Annotated in this window: 17 protein-coding genes and 1 tRNA gene; 4 read left to right on the top strand and 14 right to left on the bottom strand. The window is 54.9% G+C overall.

Features of this window, described 5'->3' with window-relative positions:
* From V6N04_RS13540 to V6N04_RS13500, 9 genes are all read right to left on the bottom strand, one after another.
* Positions 1 to 1,509, bottom strand: coding sequence for a mannitol dehydrogenase family protein (locus tag V6N04_RS13540; protein ID WP_371170720.1), 1,509 nt, complete (start codon positions 1,507 to 1,509; stop codon positions 1 to 3).
* The gene (locus tag V6N04_RS13535; protein WP_371170719.1) at positions 1,509 to 2,282 is read right to left on the bottom strand and encodes an L-iditol 2-dehydrogenase; all 774 of its coding nucleotides are present in this window, start codon (positions 2,280 to 2,282) and stop codon (positions 1,509 to 1,511) included. The genes V6N04_RS13540 and V6N04_RS13535 overlap by 1 nt, the downstream gene beginning before the upstream one ends.
* Positions 2,279 to 3,283 carry an ABC transporter ATP-binding protein gene (locus V6N04_RS13530; protein WP_371170718.1) on the bottom strand — a complete coding sequence of 335 codons (1,005 nt, stop codon included), beginning with the start codon at positions 3,281 to 3,283 and terminating at the stop codon, positions 2,279 to 2,281. Before V6N04_RS13530 ends, V6N04_RS13535 begins: the two co-directional genes overlap by 4 nt.
* Positions 3,284 to 3,292: 9 nt before the next feature.
* Complete coding sequence (locus V6N04_RS13525; RefSeq protein WP_371170717.1) at positions 3,293 to 4,123, bottom strand: carbohydrate ABC transporter permease; 831 nt, start codon at positions 4,121 to 4,123, stop codon at positions 3,293 to 3,295.
* Positions 4,124 to 4,135: 12 nt separating this feature from the next.
* Positions 4,136 to 5,014, bottom strand: coding sequence for a carbohydrate ABC transporter permease (locus V6N04_RS13520; protein ID WP_371170716.1), 879 nt, complete (start codon positions 5,012 to 5,014; stop codon positions 4,136 to 4,138).
* A gap of 120 nt (positions 5,015 to 5,134) precedes the next feature.
* On the bottom strand, positions 5,135 to 6,439 hold the full coding sequence (locus tag V6N04_RS13515; RefSeq protein ID WP_371170715.1) for an ABC transporter substrate-binding protein: 1,305 nt from the start codon (positions 6,437 to 6,439) through the stop codon (positions 5,135 to 5,137).
* A 115-nt stretch (positions 6,440 to 6,554) separates the two neighbouring features.
* Positions 6,555 to 7,586, bottom strand: a complete 1,032-nt coding sequence (locus V6N04_RS13510) for a LacI family DNA-binding transcriptional regulator (RefSeq protein ID WP_371170714.1) — start codon at positions 7,584 to 7,586, stop codon at positions 6,555 to 6,557.
* A 302-nt stretch (positions 7,587 to 7,888) separates the two neighbouring features.
* Positions 7,889 to 8,104: a helix-turn-helix domain-containing protein gene (locus tag V6N04_RS13505; protein WP_371170713.1), complete on the bottom strand. Its 216-nt coding sequence runs from the start codon at positions 8,102 to 8,104 to the stop codon at positions 7,889 to 7,891.
* 9 nt (positions 8,105 to 8,113) lie between these two features.
* Positions 8,114 to 8,626 carry a hypothetical protein gene (locus tag V6N04_RS13500; RefSeq protein WP_371170712.1) on the bottom strand — a complete coding sequence of 171 codons (513 nt, stop codon included), beginning with the start codon at positions 8,624 to 8,626 and terminating at the stop codon, positions 8,114 to 8,116.
* A 144-nt stretch (positions 8,627 to 8,770) separates the two neighbouring features.
* Between V6N04_RS13500 and V6N04_RS13495 the strand changes: the two genes are divergently transcribed.
* The 4 genes from V6N04_RS13495 (at position 8,771) to V6N04_RS13480 (ending at position 12,530) form a co-directional block, all read left to right on the top strand.
* Positions 8,771 to 9,982 carry a hypothetical protein gene (locus V6N04_RS13495; protein WP_371170711.1) on the top strand — a complete coding sequence of 404 codons (1,212 nt, stop codon included), beginning with the start codon at positions 8,771 to 8,773 and terminating at the stop codon, positions 9,980 to 9,982.
* A gap of 7 nt (positions 9,983 to 9,989) precedes the next feature.
* A complete protein-coding gene (locus V6N04_RS13490) occupies positions 9,990 to 10,811 on the top strand; it encodes a hypothetical protein (RefSeq protein WP_371170710.1) in 822 nt (273 codons plus the stop codon).
* A gap of 54 nt (positions 10,812 to 10,865) precedes the next feature.
* On the top strand, positions 10,866 to 11,462 hold the full coding sequence (locus tag V6N04_RS13485; protein ID WP_371170709.1) for a COG3904 family protein: 597 nt from the start codon (positions 10,866 to 10,868) through the stop codon (positions 11,460 to 11,462).
* Between the two features lie 234 nt (positions 11,463 to 11,696).
* A complete protein-coding gene (locus tag V6N04_RS13480; protein WP_371170708.1) occupies positions 11,697 to 12,530 on the top strand; it encodes a hypothetical protein in 834 nt (277 codons plus the stop codon).
* Between the two features lie 1,011 nt (positions 12,531 to 13,541).
* Here the strand turns inward: V6N04_RS13480 and V6N04_RS13475 are convergent.
* The 5 genes from V6N04_RS13475 to V6N04_RS13455 all read right to left on the bottom strand — a co-directional run bounded on the left by V6N04_RS13475 (position 13,542) and on the right by V6N04_RS13455 (position 19,701).
* A tRNA-Ser gene (locus tag V6N04_RS13475) sits at positions 13,542 to 13,631 on the bottom strand.
* Between the two features lie 100 nt (positions 13,632 to 13,731).
* Entirely contained in the window at positions 13,732 to 14,538 is an 807-nt protein-coding gene (gene iolB, locus V6N04_RS13470; protein WP_371170707.1) for a 5-deoxy-glucuronate isomerase, read from the bottom strand.
* A 57-nt stretch (positions 14,539 to 14,595) separates the two neighbouring features.
* The gene (locus V6N04_RS13465; protein ID WP_371170706.1) at positions 14,596 to 15,771 is read right to left on the bottom strand and encodes a phytanoyl-CoA dioxygenase family protein; all 1,176 of its coding nucleotides are present in this window, start codon (positions 15,769 to 15,771) and stop codon (positions 14,596 to 14,598) included.
* Between the two features lie 157 nt (positions 15,772 to 15,928).
* The gene (gene iolD, locus V6N04_RS13460; protein WP_371170705.1) at positions 15,929 to 17,758 is read right to left on the bottom strand and encodes a 3D-(3,5/4)-trihydroxycyclohexane-1,2-dione acylhydrolase (decyclizing); all 1,830 of its coding nucleotides are present in this window, start codon (positions 17,756 to 17,758) and stop codon (positions 15,929 to 15,931) included.
* Positions 17,755 to 19,701 carry a bifunctional 5-dehydro-2-deoxygluconokinase/5-dehydro-2-deoxyphosphogluconate aldolase gene (locus V6N04_RS13455; protein WP_371170704.1) on the bottom strand — a complete coding sequence of 649 codons (1,947 nt, stop codon included), beginning with the start codon at positions 19,699 to 19,701 and terminating at the stop codon, positions 17,755 to 17,757. Before V6N04_RS13455 ends, iolD begins: the two co-directional genes overlap by 4 nt.
* Between the last annotated feature and the right edge of the window lie 58 nt (positions 19,702 to 19,759).

The following is a 19,759-nucleotide window of genomic DNA, read 5'->3' as shown; positions in this document are numbered from 1 at the left end:
TCAGCTTTCTAGATATCCGTCGATGGCGGCAACGACCCCATCTGCCCAAATCATATGCAACCACTTTGAGAATGCCACCGAAAATCGGGCATGATCAGCCAGATCGCCGAAATACTGGCGCTGCTCAATCCAGATCACAGGATCAGACTTTGCCATGCGAGCGACGTCTTGCAGATCACTCCAATACGGATCGTTTGGTTCTATCTGGCTTCCGTCTTCCCGTGTGCCTTCGCACATGCGGGCCCAAATGGCCTCGGCCAGGGCGAGCCCGTCAATGGGGGCACCCGCAGCTAGCCCCTCGCGAATGGTCGGAATCACAAAACCCGGATGCCGAGATGATCCATCAAACGCCACGCGGCGGGTCGTATCCACGATGCGCGGGTTCGAGAATCTCCGCTCGATCAAATCCACATACGCCCCTGGCGTCATCTGCGAGACTGGTTTCAGATGTGGTGCGATTTCATGCATTGCAATTCGCTTGAACAAAGCTCGGATTTTCTCATCCGCCATACAATCTGCTATCGTCGCAACCGATAGGACTTCGCCGAGATTGGCGACGATTTGATGCCCACCGTTTAGTATGCGAATTTTCATCGCTTCATAGTCATGGACGTGATCGGTGAACGTCGCACCAACTTTGTCCCAGTCCGGTCGACCGGCACAGAAATCATCCTCAATCACCCATTGACGAAACCCTTCGTGGGTGACAGGTGCGGCGTCGTCAATACCAAGAGACTGAACCAATTCAATCTCTTGCGGCCCTGTTGCGGGTACTATGCAATCAACCATCGAGTTCGGGAACGAACAAGTGTCGTCAATCCAATCTGCCAGTTCCGCATCCTGCAACCGTGCCAAGGACACTACCGTTTGGCGTAGGATCGCCCCATTGCCTTGCAGGTTGTCACAACTCAGACAGGTGAACGGGCCAGTCCCCTGCTTGCGACGCTGCTTCAACGCGGCAACCATCGCGCCAAAGGCCGTTGTCGGATGGTCGGGATCTGCCACGTCGTGCTGGATGTCTGGATGAGCGGCGTCAAAACCTTTGCTCACGGGATCAATGTAATAGCCGCCTTCTGTAACGGTCAGTGCCACGATCCGAATGTCGGCTTGCGACATGCGCTGGATCAAGGGGTCATGCCCCTTCTGCACCGGCACATAGTCGATCATAGGGCCGATTACTTCGGCCGAGGTGCTGTCGGGATCAAGTTCAACCAATGTCGTCAGATAGTCTTGCGCGGCAAGCTTTTGGCGCTGCGTTTCGTCATAGGGCCGCACACCTGCACCGATGATCGCCCAATCCATCGCCTCGCCTGCCTGCATGAGACGATGCAGATACCACGCCTGATGCGCGCGATGAAAATTGCCCAAACCAATGTGGACGATGCCCGGCGTCAGCTGTGCACGATCATAGGTTGGGCGAGACACGGGTGCGGGGAGGTCCGGCAAGCTGTCTAACCGAAGAGGTACGATGGCATCATGCTGCGACTTATGACGGGCGTGATCGTTCATCAGCTCATCCAGTTCCCACCATCCACACCGATGGTCTGTGCAACGATATAGTCAGCCTCATTGGTGGCCAGAAACACGGCCATGCCGATCAGATCAGAGGCCCGACCCATGCGCCCAAACGGTACGGCGTCGCCAACCTCTTTCTTCTTCTGGCCACGCGGCTTGCCTTCGTATTTTGCGAAGAACGCATCAACGCCATCCCAGTGCTCGCCGTCGACCACACCGGGAGCGATGGCGTTCACGTTGATCCCGTGCTGGATAAGATTCAGACCTGCGGACTGGGTTAGGCTAATGACCGCCGCCTTCGAGGCGCAGTAGGTCGCCACCAGGGCTTCTCCGCGGCGGCCTGCTTGACTGGCCATATTGATGATCTTGCCGCCTTGACCGCGTGTGATCATATGTTTGGCGACGGCCTGCATGGTGAACAGCACGCCCGACACGTTAATCGCGAAGACGGCGTCGAAATCCTCTCGCGTGATCTCTGCTATGGGCGCGGCGGAGAATATGGCCGCGTTGTTGATCAGGACATCAATCCCGCCCAGTCGTTCAGCGGTCAAGGCCACAGCGGTATCAATGCTGCTCTGTCGTGTCACATCCAAGTCTATGGAAATGGCGGATTTGCCGAGGATTTGCGCGGCGGCTTGCGCGCGGTCCGCGTCGATGTCGGCAATGGCGACACGGGCACCTTCGGCGACATAAGCCCTTGCGAGCTCAAGCCCGATGCCGCGCGCCGCCCCCGTAATCAACGCTGCTTTCCCGTCAAGCCGCTTCATTCCAGACGCAGCCCTTCGCTGTCAAAGCGGTGCAGATGGGCAAGATTTGGGGTCAGGTAAACAGTATCCCCGTGCTTCACTGAAAACTCACCACCCGTGCGCACAGTCATCGGCTCACAACCCGGCACGCCGTGAATATGAATGAACGTATCTGACCCCAAATGTTCAGCAACTCCCACCGTGCCTTGCCAGAGGCCTTCGGTGGTCGAAACTTCAATATGCTCGGGTCGGATGCCTATCGTGTGCGCATCATGCTTTGCGGCCTCGGCCCCTTCCAGCAGGTTCATTTTTGGGCTGCCGATGAAGCCCGCGACAAAGACATTGCGCGGGGCGCGGTACAATTCAAGCGGAGTGCCAACTTGTTCGATCACGCCCGCTTGTAGCACCACAATCTTATCGGCCATCGTCATCGCTTCGACCTGATCATGCGTGACATAAACCATTGTCGTATCAAGCTTCTTGTGCAGCTCCGAGATTTCCATGCGCATCCCAACGCGCAGTGCCGCGTCAAGGTTCGACAGTGGCTCATCAAACAGAAAGGCTGATGGCTCGCGCACAATCGCGCGGCCGATGGCAACCCGTTGCCGTTGTCCGCCAGAAAGCTGACCGGGACGGCGATCAAGATAGTCTGTCAGGTTCAACGCCTTGGCCGCAGCCTCGATACGTTTGTCCTGCTCTTCCTGGCTCATCTTTGCCATTCTCATTGGAAAAGCGATGTTCTTGCGCACCGACATATGCGGATAAAGCGCATAGGACTGGAACACCATCGCCAGCCCCCGTTTCGCAGGCGGCACCATCGCGGCTTCGTTCCCGTCGATGCGGATTGAACCGCCACTTACGTCTTCCAACCCAGCAATCAATCGCAACAATGTTGATTTGCCGCAGCCAGACGGGCCGACAAAGACTGTGAATTCACCATCTTCGATGGTCAGATCCAGCGGTGGAATGACCTCCACCTCGCCGAAGCTTTTGGACACTTGATCGAGTACAATACGTCCCATGATCTTTCCTTATTTCACTGCGCCGAAGGTCAAGCCGCGGACAAGTTGTTTCTGGCTGAACCAGCCAAGGATGAGGATTGGTGCGATAGCCATGGTTGATGCCGCACTTAGTTTTGCGAAGAACAAGCCCTCGGGGCTGGAATAGCTGGCGATAAACGCGGTCAGAGGGGCAGCTTGCGCGGCGGTTAGGTTGAGCGTCCAGAACGCTTCGTTCCAGGCCAAAATGAAGTTCAGAAGAAGGGTCGACGCGATGCCGGGAATGGCCATTGGCGTCAGAACATATAGGATTTCTTCCTTCAGGGTTGCCCCATCCATTCGCGCCGCTTCAAGGATTTCACCCGGAATTTCGCGGAAATATGTGTAGAGCATCCAGACAATGATCGGCAGGTTGATCAGCATCAGGACAATGACCAGACCAGCGCGGCTGTCCAAAAGCCCCATGCGGATGAACAAAAGATAGATCGGATAAAGGACACCAACCGCCGGCAACATCTTTGTGGACAGCATCCACAACAGAATGTCTTTGGTTCGCTTCGATGGCACAAAGGCCATCGACCATGCGGCTGGAATTGCGATGATCGTGCCAAGGATGGTCGATCCGCCCGCGATGATGATCGAATTCCACAAGAACCGCATATAGTTCGACCGTTCCTGAACAACCGCGTAGTTTTCCAGCGTCCAATCAAAGCCCAGGAAAATCGGTGGGCTGGCGATCGCCTGTGCCTCGGTCTTGAAGCTCGTTAAGATCGTCCAGAGGATCGGGAAGAAGATCAGAAGCCCGACCGCCCATGCAAGGGCTGTGTTCAGAGCTTTGCGTTGTGATGTCGCTGCGCGTGCCATGTTCGTGCCCTCCTATGCGTCTAGGTTTTTGCCAACGATGCGCATCAGGAAGATGGCAACGATATTGGCCAGAATGATTGCGTAGACACCACCCGCGGATCCAAGCCCGACGTTCTGGCTTTCCAACACGCGCTGGAAGATCAGGTAAGAGAGTGTCTTGGTGCCGAAAGCGCCGCCGGTGGTGACGAATATCTCGGCGAAGATCGCCAAAAGGAAAATTGTCTGGATCAAGATCACGATGGTGATCGCTCGCGACAAATGCGGCAGGATGATGAACCAGAACCGTTTCAGCACTGGCGCGCCATCCATCTCGGCCGCCTCAAGCTGTTCGCTGTCAAGCGACTGGATAGCCGTCAGCAGGATCAGCGTCGCAAATGGCAGCCACTGCCAGGATACAATCAGGATCAGCGACGGAAGCGAGGCTTGGCTGAGCCACTGCACTGGTTCTGCACCAAAGGCTCTCCATAGATGAGCGAGCAGGCCGTTCACTGGGTCCATAAACATGTTCTTCCAGACCAGCGCGGACACGGTGGGCATGACGAAGAACGGTGCGATAACAAGGATGCGGACGATCCCTTGGCCCCACATCGGCTGATCCAACAGGATCGCCAGTAGAATGCCGAGTATGATTGTAATGACCAAGACGCCACCAACTATGATCAACGTGGCTTGAATACTGGGCCAGAACGAGCTGGAGCTGACGAACCGCACATAGTTGTCAAAGCCCACCCAGTCCAATCCATTGGCCATCGAGTCGCCGCGGAGCGGCAGATATTTCTTGAATGAAAAGAACAAGGTCATGATCAACGGAACCAGCATCCAACCTAGAAGCAGGATCACTGCGGGTGCCATCATCAATCTGGCGGCGGATCGTGAGTGCTGGGTGGCCATGACACATCTCCATTGTCGACGGGCGATGCCGCCTGAAACGAGGTCAAACTATTGGGATTTGGTTTTGGGGTCGAGGGGCGGACAGTTTCGCCGCCCCTCGGATATCACTGGTCAAACAAGTTACTGGTAACCCGCAGCTTCCATCGCGTCGTTGGTGATCGCCTGAGCTTTTGCCAGCGCTTCTTCTACGGTTTGCTGACCTGCATAGGCCGCCGAGAATTCCTGACTTACCTCAGTTGCGATACCTGCAAACTCAGGGATGGCCGCAAACTGAATGCCAACATAAGGTGACGGCTCCACAGTCGAGTCGTTCGGGTCAGCGGACAGAATTGAATCCAGCGTCATCTGAGCAAACGGAACATCTTTGTAGTTCTCATTTTCATAAAGTGACGTCCGAGCACCCGGAGGAACGTTGGCCCAACCTTCTTTGGCCGCAACAAGCTCGATATAGTCTTTGGACGTCGCCCACTCGATGAACTGAAGCGCAGCGTCTTGCTTTTGTGTACCCGCTGGGATGGCAAGAGCCCACGCCCAGAGCCAGTTCGAGCGTTTGCCAAGGCCTGTGTCAGGTGCAAGGGCGAAGCCGACGCTGTCGGCAACAGTTGAATCGTTTGGATTGGTAACGAAGGACGCCGCAACTGTTGCGTCAATCCACATCCCGCATTTGCCCTGTTGGAACAGCGACAGGTTTTCGTTGAACCCGTTCGTCGCGTAACCTGCAGGGCCGCTTTCATCCATCATACCCTTGTAGAAATTCAAGGTGTTGGCCCAAGCGTCCGTATCAAACTGAGCTTTCCAATCTTCGTCGAACCAGCGTGCACCAAACGAGTTTGACATCGCAGTGATGAAAGCACCACCTTCGCCCCAACCGGCCTTGCCGCGCAGACAGATGCCGTTGATCTCGTTATCGCGGTCAGTCATCGCCGCGGCTGCTTCCCGAATAAAGTCCCAAGTCGGGGCGTCAGGCATTTCCAACCCGGCCTTCTCCATCAGGTCCTTGCGGTACATGATCATCGAGCTTTCACCATAAAACGGTGCAGCGTAGAGCGTTCCGTCATGTGACAGACCACCAGCCATAGCTGGCAAAATGTCTGCTACGTCATATTCGTCTGACAGGTTATCAAGTGGAACCAACCAGCCGTTCGCGCCCCAGATCGGTGTTTCGTACATACCGATTGTCATAATGTCGAACGCACCGCCCTTGGTGGTGATGTCAGTCGTAACACGTTGACGAAGAACGTTTTCTTCCAACGTGACCCATTCGACGTCGTGGCCAGTTTTGGCGGTGAAATCATCGGTGTAGCCCTGCATACGGATCATATCGCCGTTGTTCACAGTCGCGATCGTGATTGTGTCGGCGTAGGCTGCAGATGCTGCGAGCACCGACATAGCCGTCGCTGCACGAAGTGCGTTAGCAAGTTTCATTCTTTTCCTCCCACGGAATTATTTACACCCTGATCATAGGTGGCGTAGTTCCGTTCCGTCAATCTTAAAATTGACGCGCGTAAAATTTAAGATTGTATCGCGGAAATTCAAATACTTATGCAGAGGCGCGCATTATCAACTCGCCGTCAAACAAGGTCAGTTTGCGCTCCGCACCGCGATCTCCCGATTCGATAAGCGACAGGATCGTCTCGACGCTCTTGGTGGCGATGGCCGAATAGTTATGGGATACGGTAGTCAAAGTTGGGCAGGTGAAGCGTGAAAAAGGGTGGTTGTCATGACCCGCGACGCGCAGCATGCAATCTTGACCTAGACCAACCCGCATGCCTAATTCATAGGCCGCGGCAAGAAATCCAATGGCAAGCCTGTCGTTGCTACAAAACACCGTTTGTGATGGCAGGGTCCGATCTGCAAGGGTGCGTCTGCCCTCGCGATATCCAATATCCTCGATTTCCCATCCTTCGCCTTCGGCCTGTATGATGTAGGGCGTATGCCCCATACGCTCCATTGTTTCGATGTAGGCCAAGCGCCGCTTGTTAGCGTTTGGGTTCGGCGGCGTTTTCATCTCGAAAAAGGCAGGCGGCTCGCCGGTGCGCGTCAGGTACTCCAGCATCATCTCGGTTGCCTGAGCGTTATTATGTCCAACGAAGGCCTCGCCCACATCTTCGATATTGGCGTCGAAATTGACGGTTGGGACATCTGTGCAAAACCGCTCGATCGCGCTCCGATCCGATGTGCGGCCCAGCGGAGCCAACAAAACCCCTGCGGGTTTGATCGAACGTAACGAGTCAAGGTTTTCCACCTCAAGGCTGGGATCACCATGCGAGCTCAGCAAAATCGGACGAAACCCAGCGGCAATGACCATGGTTTCGATCCGGCGGGCAATCTCGGCGAAAAACGGGTCGGCCAGATACGGCACAACAACGCCCAAATTCTTGGTCAGCTTCCGGTTTTGGTTCATCGCAAAAATATTGGGGCGATAGTTGTGTTCCTTCAGCGACCTCTCGATTTTCTCTCGAGTTGACGGGCGTACACTGTCGGGATCGTTGAAATACTTCGACACGGTCGGCCGTGAAATGCCGCTGATCGCTGCAAATTCTTCCATATTCCGAATCTTCTGATCGCTCATCCCGCCACCTCAAACTTTCCTAACCTTTACACTTTCTTATCGCGCGGGAAAAATCAAACGGGGAGTTATACAAGCAAACTGAGAGCTTTCGAGTGCAACGGCAGGCGGATATGCCGCGTTTCCAACAATTGGCTCTATCCCTTTTTAGTTGCTCCTCCCCAAGATTCCACGCCAGAATATCAATCCAATCAAGCACTGACACTTTACCGCCCCCTTCAGCAGGCGCGGCGATGGGACCACAAGTGGCGAGCTCGGAAAGTAGTTTGACACAGAGTTGGCTTATCCACAGACGGTCATTCCGCTTATATTTCTGCATCCGGGGTGAACGTCAAAATATCGCCGGGCTGACATTCAAGGTAGGCACAGATTGCATTCAGGCTTGAGAACCTGACCCCCTTGATCTTCCCCGACTTCATCAACGACAGGTTGGTCTCGGACAAGCCAATCGCTGCCGCGAGCTCACGCGATGAGACTTTGCGTTTTACCAACATGAGGTCCAGTGTCACTTCGATTGCCATGGCCAGTTCCTACAGAAAATGCTGAGTTTCGTCTTCGGCTTGCCATGCCCGTTCCATCATGTTCGCGATAGCCAACAGCGCGACCGCCGTAATCGCGAACACTAGGTCTGGGTTGAACGGGTCCCAGAGAATAACCACGCTTTCAGGATCTGAGATGTATCTAGCCATTAGCGTACGAACGCCGCCAAACAGTAAATAGTTGCTCAGCCAAAACGCGATGAAGCCATAGGCCATTGTTTGCAATCGGCGCGCAAGCCGCCTGAAATCTTGCTGCTGTCCATCACTAAGGATTTTCCAGATTGCGAGAAAGGACATCGCAAGACCAATCAGCCCCACGAGCGTTACCAACGCCCCTAAAACCACCAAATAGAATGGAGGTGGCGCACTTTGGTCAGGCAATTCAAGAATGTGCCATAAGTTATTGTGCCAGCCCAGCATTTGCCCGGCCCAATCGTCGATGGCAAACCCCGCGAAAACCGCAAAACTGGCAACCATGGCGAGTTTCGTAAGACTGCTTAGCATTGTGCCCTCTCCAGCTGTTGCGGAATGTATACCTCATCAGCAGCGCACATGAAACGAAAATAAATTTAAGTAAAACATAAAATATTTATTGATTTAATTTACCCCGAGCATATATGGCCATCTACAGAAATTGGAGAGAACACCATGGAACGGAAGATGGCTTTTACTGGGGTGCTTGCGATTATGCTCGCGAATGCTGCCATTGCAGACATCCCCAGCAACCCGAATTACACGAGCTATGTTGAGCCTTCGGTGATCCAGCACAATCTAAGCGGTCTGGATCGGGTTTACCGTCAAAACTATTCGAAATTCATAGACTACCTGACACCGAATGGCGGAAAAATCCTGTTGGTCGCAACAGATGGAATGTCGGACGAGCAGTTGCTGCGCGCCTATAACATTCTGGATTTCTACCTGACCGACGTACCTGGATCGGAATTTGGGTCTGACAAAACTGCGGTTGCAAATGCCATGGCAGACAACGGCGCTGTGCTTGTCATGCCCGGCGGTGCGGACGGCGACAGCCCCATCGATGAAAGTGCCCTCGCCGGTCAGCCCCTGTATGCGCTAGAATTCCCGATCGAGGGCTCACCAGCCTATATCAACAATGACTACGAACAGCGCGACGCCGGGTTCGAAGAGATCTTTCACATGGTGCACGACTACGGGATTGGCACGAAGTATACGCCCGGGCCACTTCAGTCCACTTATCAGGCGGAGATCGCCAAAGCGACTGCAGACGCACTTGAGCATTCGAGATGGGGCATTGGCGATCGCGGGGTGAAAAGCTGGATATCCGAGCTCGCTGACGAAGGTAGCCTGGAGCAGGAATACATCGCCAGCGTTCTAGACAGCTACTACGGCTACTGGGGCGCGTGGATCGAAGGCGACGGTGGCACGTGGGACATCTATGTCGCCAAGACTCGCGCGGACGTGAAACTGCAAGACCCGATGGGGGCTGCCCTAGTACCACAATTCTTGTCTGATACCGTTACCTATATGGCCCGAATTGACCCAACATTCACCGGGGCATTTGACATGAATTTCGATGCAGACAAACCCTATACTTACAAATCACAATACCTGGTAAATGCGCGTCTTCTGGGCGACCAGCCTTCGGCCATATATGGCAACGATCACGACAACGTCCTCGTCGGGAACGCCGCCGACAACGTGCTTGACGGCAAGGGCGGAAACGATGTGGTCCAGTACAACGCCACCTCATCAGACGCGAAGATTAACCGGTCGAATTCTGGGCTTCAGATTACAGCCCCAGGACACGGCACAGACACGTTGATCGACATTGAAACCCTTCGATTCACAGACCGCGATATCGCGACGTCTTCTCCACAATAGGTGTAACATGAAAAAGACTATCATCATCACAAGTGCGGCAGCGCTTCTAGGGCTTTCCGCTTTAACAGCCTGCAAGTCCGATGACGAACAATCATCGACCTCGACCGGACCGACAACAGCATCGGCGGCCAAAGATTGTCCCGGCAAAAGAAGCTTTACTCAGCAAGCTGTGGTGTTTGACGTACTCACCCTATGCGCTACCGCTGACGTACCCACAGATAAACTAAGCTACGCAGCCAATGTGGCAGCCGAATGGTTGGATAACGATTCTGACGGTGTTGCTGATGAACCGCGCATCATCGAAGCCATGCGGCAAAACATGCCCGTCGTAATAATGACACCTACAGGACCGTCCAATGCGTTATTTCGGGATCTTGAAAGTGACCTGAACGACCGTGTAATCCAAGACCTTTCAGGCGCCGAGACGAACCCCAGCGGTGGGCGTCGGGATGCATCTCAAGAGGAAATCCACCACGTCATTGCCAATTCAGGTTGGTTCAAGGCGTTTCCGGAAATCTTTAACGATACACCAAGTGCGAAACTTTATGGTCAATGGCAGCTTGCCGAACGCCATGGCAACTACAGCTACAATGACCCAACCTGCGATGCCGCATGTAAGGTGACCGAGTTCTTTTACCTCGCAACAGCGGCGTATCTAGGATCCGCGGCGGATTTGGCTTCGGACGAAATGCAGCTGAAAAACCGGGATGAGCTCGCTGCGGCCCTGCCGGCGACTGTCTCCATGATGACATCCACGTCTTACAACTACCCCACCGATCATTGGCCAAACGGCAACTATGCCTTTCGCGAAAACATCAAACTGAACTGACTTCGCTTCGGTTCCCTGCACCCAGATCCGTTCACATTCATCAACGAGGATAAAATGAAAATTTATGCTGTCCTGACGGCCATCGTTTTGACGGGCTGTACCACTCTCAACTATTCCTCCATGGATTTCCATGTCGAGGGCGATCGCATTATAGCAAACGGCGTGATCGACGGTGGAACGTTGAAGCGTTTCATGGACGTTGCCGGTGATAACCCGCACGCCAGGACGCTGGTCCTTCAGTCCGTCGGTGGTTCAGTCGATGATGAGGCTAACTTGATCTTCAGCCAAGCTATACACGACGCTGGTTTCACAACGATTGTTCCGTCAAATGGTATGGTTGCTTCGGGTGGAACGGATCTGTTTCTCGCCGGTCAAAGGCGGATATTGGAGCCGGGCGCGTGTGTGGGTGTCCACAGCTGGAGCGGAGGGAACGTTGAAGGCAAAGATGTGCCTCGCGACAATCCAGAACACCAAAAATATCTTCGGTACTATGATGCGGTGGGGATCGACCGAGACTTCTATTGGTACACGCTCGACGCCGCATCAGCCGAGGACATTCACTGGATGACCGCAGATGAGGCCAATCGCTATGGTATGGCGACCCAAAGCGCTACGCAATTGGCTCGAGGCGATGTTTGTGATGATCGTTAGTTTCAACACGGCCTGAGTGGCAACGACCAAGAACTCAGCGCACAGCCCACTCCAGAGATGTTAGCAGAGCCCGCAACGGCTTTCAGAATGAACCGCTGTTAATCCAGACGGAGCTTTAAGTATGGTTCCGCCGTCGTTCACTCGTGTCCCAAGGTGCGTTGATGTTCGGGCAGGCGGCGCGTGGCCCTGCACCCCCCCAATATGTACGGTTAAGTTAAGAGAACGGACACTCTGATGAAACAAATTGCCGCAATCGTGACGGTGCGGAATGGTGGTTTCTTCCTACAAAAATGGATCGACTTTTACGGCCGGCAATTTGGTGAGAAGAATCTTTTCGTCACGCTCGATGGAGTTGACCAAGATGTACCACCAGCACCCAACGTAAACTACATCACAACCCCCCATAGACCCCTTCCGCGATTGCAAGGAGATAAGCTACGCGCGGCTTACCTATCTGCGCAGGCACGAATTCTGTTTATGAAAGGATATGACGTAGTAGTTGCAACCGACATCGACGAATATATTGTCGTCGATCCGCAAATAGGACACTCGCTGGCCGAGTACCTTTCTTCAATCAGCGGAACCGACAGCCTTTCTAGCCTTGGCCTAGATGTCGTCCAAAACCTTGATCATGAAGATGGGTTGATCGTCGATGAGCCCTGGCTGAAGCAAAGAAATTTCGCTCAAATCACGGCGCGTTACACCAAACCGAATATCATCTTCACACCTTTGAATTGGGGAAGCGGAATGCATCGCATCAAGGGAAAGAATTTTCAAATAGATCCAAACCTTTACATGATTCATACTGGCATGATAGACGCAAAAGCGGCAAAACTGATTGGTTCTGCGGACGATCGGGTTTCTCAGGGGTGGTCGGCACATCAGTCGAGACGTGAGCAAGTATTTCAGCGGATTCGATGTGAGCGGGCATACGATGGCGATATGCTGTTTCCAAGGGTCAGACGAACGATGTCGTTATTCAGGCCTATCTATGCTTGGAACAAACCAGGCCACCCGACAAGAAACTCGATCATACGTCTGCCCCAGCGATTTGAAGAGGCGTTATAACACGCATGGACGTGCCTGAGCTCGCCTCCGAAGGCCGACTTAGTAGGAATATGTCGCCAGCGCTCTGAACGGCTACGATACGCCCAGTGGGCCATCTTTTCTTTTAAGGATGCACCGCATATCCGTTAGCTCGGCGACAGCGGCGATCATACCTTCCAAACGAGACCCTTCCAATGCTGAGGCTGAACTTTTGGCTAAAGCCAGATCCGGGAAACTCAGCCAAAAGGGGCCAACTCACAATGTGTGAAGCCGAAAAGAAAAGTTCCATCGCGCAGTGCAATCGCAACGACCCCACATTTCAATTTCCTTATCACTACAGAAGGTCAAGAAGCATCGCTGAACATTGCTATTCCGGTTTCGGGTTCTGCGTCGCCCCATACCGTAAGTATTCAGAATTAGCCCTGCACAGCCGGCGCCACCAGACCCGGCTCCGGCCTACCAAGGTTTGCAGGATCTCTGGGCTTTTGTTTTTTATACCGTAACGTCTTGGGAACAACTTTTGAGATAGCTCCTTCCTCCACAGCATTGGCAATGCCCACGTCGCAAAACTAATCGGAATGCAACTTGATCGCGAGAATTGTATTTAATTTGACCGCCCTGACCAAAGTTGGGACGAACTAGGCAACCGCATTGCTTGCTAGTTCTAGGTCGAATAGCTCGGGTTTTACTTCAGCCAAAGGGCGGAAAGTCGCGCCTAAACCATGCCACCAAGAAATTCCGTCCACGTCCAGATTGCACCCCAAGGCACTCGTTGCCATGGATCTGACGACCGTGTTTAGAGCAAGCCCCGGACGTTCGCTATATAAGTTTCTGATTTTAACATGTAATCCACAAATGGAACACAGAAACGATCGCACGGATTTTGCACGCCGCTCCCATGGATTGGCGCTAATTTCTCCAAAATGGTAAAAATCCCTCACATTGGGATATATCAGAAGACTGTACTTTGCTGCTAAGTCCGAAAACTAACCGAAAATCAAATACCATATTCTCCAGTTACTAACAGATGAGTGGCGGAGACGAAGGGATTCGAACCCTCGAAACAGTTTCCCGTTTACTCCCTTAGCAGGGGAGCGCCTTCGACCACTCGGCCACGTCTCCGCTGACCCGTTTATCTATGTCAAAAAGACGGGGCAAGGGTGAAATGCAAATTTATTCACAAGTGCAGTCAAAATTTGAGTTGAGCTCGGACGACGCTCCATCATGCATCGCGCTCATAGATCCAATTGTGATCCGGATGGTTGTTAAAGCGCCACTTTCGCAGGGGGCCAGCCATAACATTCAGGTAATACATCTCATAGCCATACGGCGCGCCGCAGGGATGATGACCTTTGGGGACCAAAACCACGTCGTGATTGGAAACCGCCATTGTTTCGTCAAGCGAGCCGTCCTCGGTAAAGACTCGTTGGATGCCGTATCCCTGAACAGGGTTAAGGCGATGGTAATACGTTTCTTCCAGATAGGTCATATCGGGGTAATTGTCTTCGTCATGTCGATGCGGCGGATACGACGACCAGTTGCCTTGAGGGGTGAACACCTCGGTCACTAGCAGGCTGTCGGCAACATCGCGGTCTTCCATGGCAACGTTGTTGATGTGGCGGGTATTGGCGCCTTTCCCACGCGGTGTCAGGGTGATGCCTTCAGGACCAAGGCGTTGTGCTTTGTGCCCGCCCTTACCAGGAGCCGTGCAGACAGCCAGGGTGCAATCTGTGGTCGCCTCAGCACTCCAGTCGGACCCGTTGGGGACATAGAGGCAGTGGGGGGGTGTCTTCTCGAACACATCCATCCGGTCGCCCATCTTGCCGAAGTCTTCGCCGTTGGCTGAAAGCTTCGCCTTACCTTCGACCAACACAAGAATGACTTCGCGATCGCCCGTGATTTCCGAAGCCTCATCGCCCGGCTTCAAACGATACAGACCAAACCCCACATAGCCCCAACCAGCGCTGTCTGGTGTGATATCATGGACTTTCCCATGGGTTCCGTCAGGTTTCACCAGCAGGTCGGCCATTGCGTATCTCCTTCGAAAATAAACCGCCCGCGAGGTAACCCGCGGGCGGTGATGGTATCAAGACGTTCGGCGTATTTGATGCTCACTTAGCGCCGTGGCAAACGCGTCCATTGACCAACCTTCTCCAAGCGCGCGCGCCATTAGGGCCGCTTGGGTCTCGGGTGCAAGTCCACCTACCGGTGGGTCGCGATCCAGGTTGGTTGGGAACGAGTAGCCTTCGGCGCAGGCGGCTATGGACGCGGCAAGTTCGGACTTGCTGAGCTTGCCGTCCAAGGTCTGCAACGCCGGGTACACAGCACGGCACATCGCGTCGCGATCTACCGTTTCCATAGCACGTCCAAAGGCAGACGAGACCTGAAGTAAGTTCGCCATTCGCTGAACATCCGCACTAACATTTGCCCCAGCGGCATGGAATAAGGCCGGGTTAAAGAACACCGCATCGCCCTTCGACAAGGGCACTTGAACATGCGCCTCTTCGAAATACGCGCGGAAATCTTCTCGCCGCCAAGACACATAGCCCGGACGGTAGAGCTGCGAGAATGGCAGCAACTTTGTTGGCCCACTTTCCAGCGGCATATCCGTATGCGCAACCGCGCCCTGCAGCGTAAGCGCCGCGGACAGATCATGCATGTGCGCCGGATAGGTTTCGGCCACATCCGCAGATTGGAACCCAAGATGATAGTCGCGATGGGCATCCTGCGCCGCCCCACCGGGGCGCACCTGATTGACCTGTGCCGTCATCTGATAATTTGGTCCCAACCACGCCTCGCAAACCGCCGCGATAGCTGGATTGGCGAAATAGCGTGCGAAGACATCCGGGGCTGCCAGACAGAGTTTTTGAAGTGAGTTCCAGATACGATCATTGGCACCGGCAGCGGCAAAGTGATCCCCTGCCCCGCCTGCCATTTCGCGTTCATCACGAATGATCTGGTTGTAGACTTCCGTCGCTTCGTCAATCGCGCTGGTGTCGGTATAGGCAGATTTGAGCGCCAGCACCCCAGCCGACTGAGATAGGACAAACGCCCATTCTGCCATCAGGTCACGTCGCGTCTCCGCATCGGACAACCCACCCGCGAGCGCCGTCATGTCATAGATTGGGACATTCTTTTCGACCGCAGCGACAAAGCGCAACGTGTCGGTGGTCAGGGATTGCGAGGTCAGTTCCTTGAATTCATTAAGATCACACGACTCGCGGTCGAAGTATCCGATATATCCAAATTTCTGATCTACCATGACATATCCCTTTCCATGGCTTGGCGATGCCCCTTTCGGGGCTTGTTTGGCCCATGTCGGGCCGGTGGATGACCCCGGAAACCAGAGACGTCCTCCTGTTCGTTCGTCTGGTATCCGGGTGTGTTCCTAGCCCTCGGCCTAAGCCGAAGGCACCTTGTCAGTTCATACGGCGGCTCAAGGCCTCGACGTATTTGACCCGCGCCTCGTTGACCGTTTCACGATCCGACACTTCCGGGATGGCGACTTCCCACCATGTGCCACCGTCTTGTGTGACGGGGTACGGGTCTGTGTCGATGACTACGACGAACGGGCCGTCAACGGTTTTGGCCTGCTCAAGTGCGGCTTCCAGCTCGGCGATATTGCCCGCTTTGACCGATGTTGCCCCCATCGACGCCGTGTGCGCCACGAAGTCGATGTTTGATGGGTTCACGTGATAAGCTTTGTCCAGAAGGTTGTTAAACTCCTCGCCACCTGTGCCCATTTGCAGCCTGTTGATACAGCCAAAGCCACGGTTATCCGTCACCACAAGGGTGATCTTCAGGCCCATCATGGCGGCGGTCGCAATCTCGGAGTTGGCCATCATGTAAGAGCCATCGCCGATCATGCAGATCACGTCGCGTTCGGGCTGAGCCATCTTGATCGCAAGTGCACCCGCAATTTCGTAACCCATGCAGGAAAAGCCGTATTCCATGTGATAGCTGCCCGCTCGGCTTGCCTTCCAGAGCTTGTGAAGCTCGCCCGGCATGGTGCCTGCGGCGGACATAACAACCGTGTCGTCACTTGAGGCGCGTTGCACAGCGCCGATGACCTGTTGGTCGGTCGGCAGGGTGTTTGCGTCGGTCGGTGTGTCCGTGAGTGGATCGACCGACGCAAACCAGGCAGCCTTCAACGATGCATCCGGAGCTGGGGCTTTGTGATTGCCCAGCGCCTCCGTCAATTCATTAAGCCCCACCAGAGCGTCGCATTGCAGCGGTGCCGCGCCACGTTTCACAGCGTCGTACGCCGCAACGTTCAGGCTGACCAAGTTCCGGTCCGGGTGTTTGAACAAGCCCCATGACCCGGTTGTGAAGTCCTGAAACCGTGTTCCGACACCCAATACAACATCTGCATTCTCACACAGATGGTTGGCCGAAGACGCGCCAGTCACACCAACAGGACCAAAATTCAGCGGATGGTCCCACGGCAAAGCAGATTTGCCCGCCTGGCTTTCAACAACAGGGATGTTGTGCGCTTCAGCGAAATCGCGCAGCGCCTCAGTCGCACCGGCATAATGCACGCCGCCGCCCGCAAGGATCACGGGTGCTTTGGCATCGCGAAGAAGGTCAGCTGCGCGAGCGAGTTCTGCCACATCCGGGCGGACGCGGCGTTGGTGCCAAACCTTTGGTTCAAAGAAGCTTACCGGCCAGTCATAGGCCATCGCCTGCACATCTTGGCACATGGACAAGGTCGCAGGTCCGCAATCGGCGGGATCTGTCATCGTGGCAAACGCGCGGGGCAGCGCAGTCAGCAGTTGTTCAGGCCGCGTAATGCGGTCGAAATAGCGGCTGACGGGCTTGAAGCAATCATTCACCGTGACGCTACCGTCGTTGAAATCTTCGACCTGCTGCAAGACGGGATCGGGCCCACGGGTCGCAAACACATCGCCCGGAATGATCAACACCGGCAAGCGGTTCACATGCGCGAGCGCAGCGGCGGTCACCATGTTGGTCGCACCCGGCCCGATCGAACTGGTCACAGCCATCGCTCGCTTCCGGCCCAACTGCTTGGCATATGCAATCGCAGCATGCGCCATGCTTTGTTCATTGTGGCCGCGATAGGTAGGCAGGGTGTCGCGTACGCCGTAAAGCGCCTCGCCCAGCCCAGCCACGTTGCCGTGGCCAAAGATCGCCCAGCATCCGGCAATAAACTGTTCCCCATCCGCGTTCATCTGGTTGGAGATATATCGGACCATCGCTTGAGCTGCGGTCAGTCGGATCGTTTTGTTCATTGGACTGTCTCCTTGTGTCCATCGGCCTGCGTGGCCTTGTCTCTTGCTGTCTCTCGGGCCACATCCCACGCGTCACACAGACGCTTATACCGGGTGGCCATTTCCTGTGTTGCGGCGGCAGGCGTGATGTCTCCTGCCATGAATTTCTGTGCCGTTTCCGCAAAAATCGTACGCCCGACCGCAAAACCTTTGACCAAGGGATAGCTGGCTGCAATGGCAAAGCTGTCTTTCAGCGTTTGCTCGTCCTCGCCCAAACCAAGGATCACAATGCCGCGCGTATGTGCGTCGTTGCGCGTGATTGCATCGCAGGTCACTTGCCATGCGGTTTCTGTTTGGAGTGGCTCTAGCTTCCACCAATCGGGATAAACCCCGATGTCATAAAACCTCTGGATCACATCTGCAGTAGTATGATCGGTGATCTGCCCCGCCTTCGAGGGGATGACCTCTAACAAGAACTCAAGCTTTGCGCGGCGGGTGGCGGCAAACAGGCGTTTCACCGTGTCTTCTTGATGCGCTTTCATCGCGTCATCGTCATCTGGGTGGTAGAAGCACAAAACCTTCACCACATGCTCGCGCGGCCAGTTCATCAGACCGCCGAAATCCGGTCCGATCTCTGGCTCAAGCGTCAGTGGTCGCGAGCCCGGCCATTCGACGGGATGCCCAATCCACAGCCCCTGCCCCGCCGCTTTGTATAGCGCATCGCGACCCAAGCGGCTGTCGCACAGCAGGCCGTAACCCGGCTGGCCATTAGCCACCTGGACCGTTGCATCAAGACACAGTTCTTTGAACGCGCCGATCTTGGATTTGGTTGCGCCCGGAAGGTCCTCTAGCTGCATCCGGTGGTCATATGCAAAGACCCGCATTGTGGACCAGTCGCCTTTGCGGTTTGTTGACCAGTGAAGCTGCTCAAGCTCCGCGTCTTTGCGCAGCGCCTTTTCTTTCACGCCGCGTTTCAGGAAAAACTCAAGCTCGGTCCAGCTTGGGTAAGCGGGCGTGCAGCCATGACGGCTGACCGCGAACGCACCGCAAGCATTGGCATAGGACAGGGCTGTCGGCCAATCCTCACCATCCAGCCAGCCTTTGATCAGACCCGACATGAACCCATCACCTGCGCCAAGCACGTTGAAGACCTCGATTGGAAATCCGGGGCCGGCTTGGCCGTCATCCAGACTATCCGGGATGTCTCCGGTGAAGGCCGACGCGCCAATTGGGCCGCGTTTACACACCAATGTTGCGTCCGACACCGCACGAACAGCGCGCAGGGCCGCGATTGTATCAGTCGTGCCGCCGGCGATGTGAAACTCTTCCTCGGTGCCGACAATCAGGTCGAACAGATGCAGCGTCGATTGCAGCTTTGCGGTGACGGCGTCGCTTTCAACATAGCGGCTTTCGCCTTCATTGTGACCCGCCACGCCCCAGAGGTTTGGGCGATAGTCAATGTCCAGCGCGGTTTGCATTCCGTTGTCTTTTGCTATGCGCAAAGCCTTCAGTGTTGCGGCTTCAACCTTCGGGTTGCTCAGATGCGTTCCGGTCGCAACGACGGCGCGCGCCGAGGTGATGAAATCTGCATCGATGTCATCTTCGCTGATCGCCATGTCAGCGCAGTTTTCGCGATAGAAAATCAGCGGGAACTGTTCCTGATCGCGAATTCCCAGCAGAACCAGAGCGGTCAAACGGTCAGGGTCGGTTTTCACGCCGGTCACATCCACGCCTTCGCGCAGAAGTTCCTCACGAATAAAACGCCCCATATGCTCGTCACCAACGCGGGTGATCAGCGCGGATTTCAGGCCCAATCGCGCCGTCCCTGCCGCAATATTGGTCGGCGAGCCGCCAATATACTTGTCGAACGATCCCATATCCTCGAGCCGCCCACCAACCTGCGCGCCATAGAGGTCGACCGATGATCGGCCAATGGTGATCACATCTAACGCTTTGTCAGACATAGCTTACTCCACAAGGGCGCATGGCCCAGCAATTTGGTGGTTATGCGAGCGGCGCGTG

Source organism: Aliiroseovarius conchicola, from assembly GCF_041403445.1.
Lineage (GTDB): Bacteria > Pseudomonadota > Alphaproteobacteria > Rhodobacterales > Rhodobacteraceae > Aliiroseovarius > Aliiroseovarius conchicola.
This window is presented reverse-complemented; position numbering and strand designations above follow the sequence as displayed.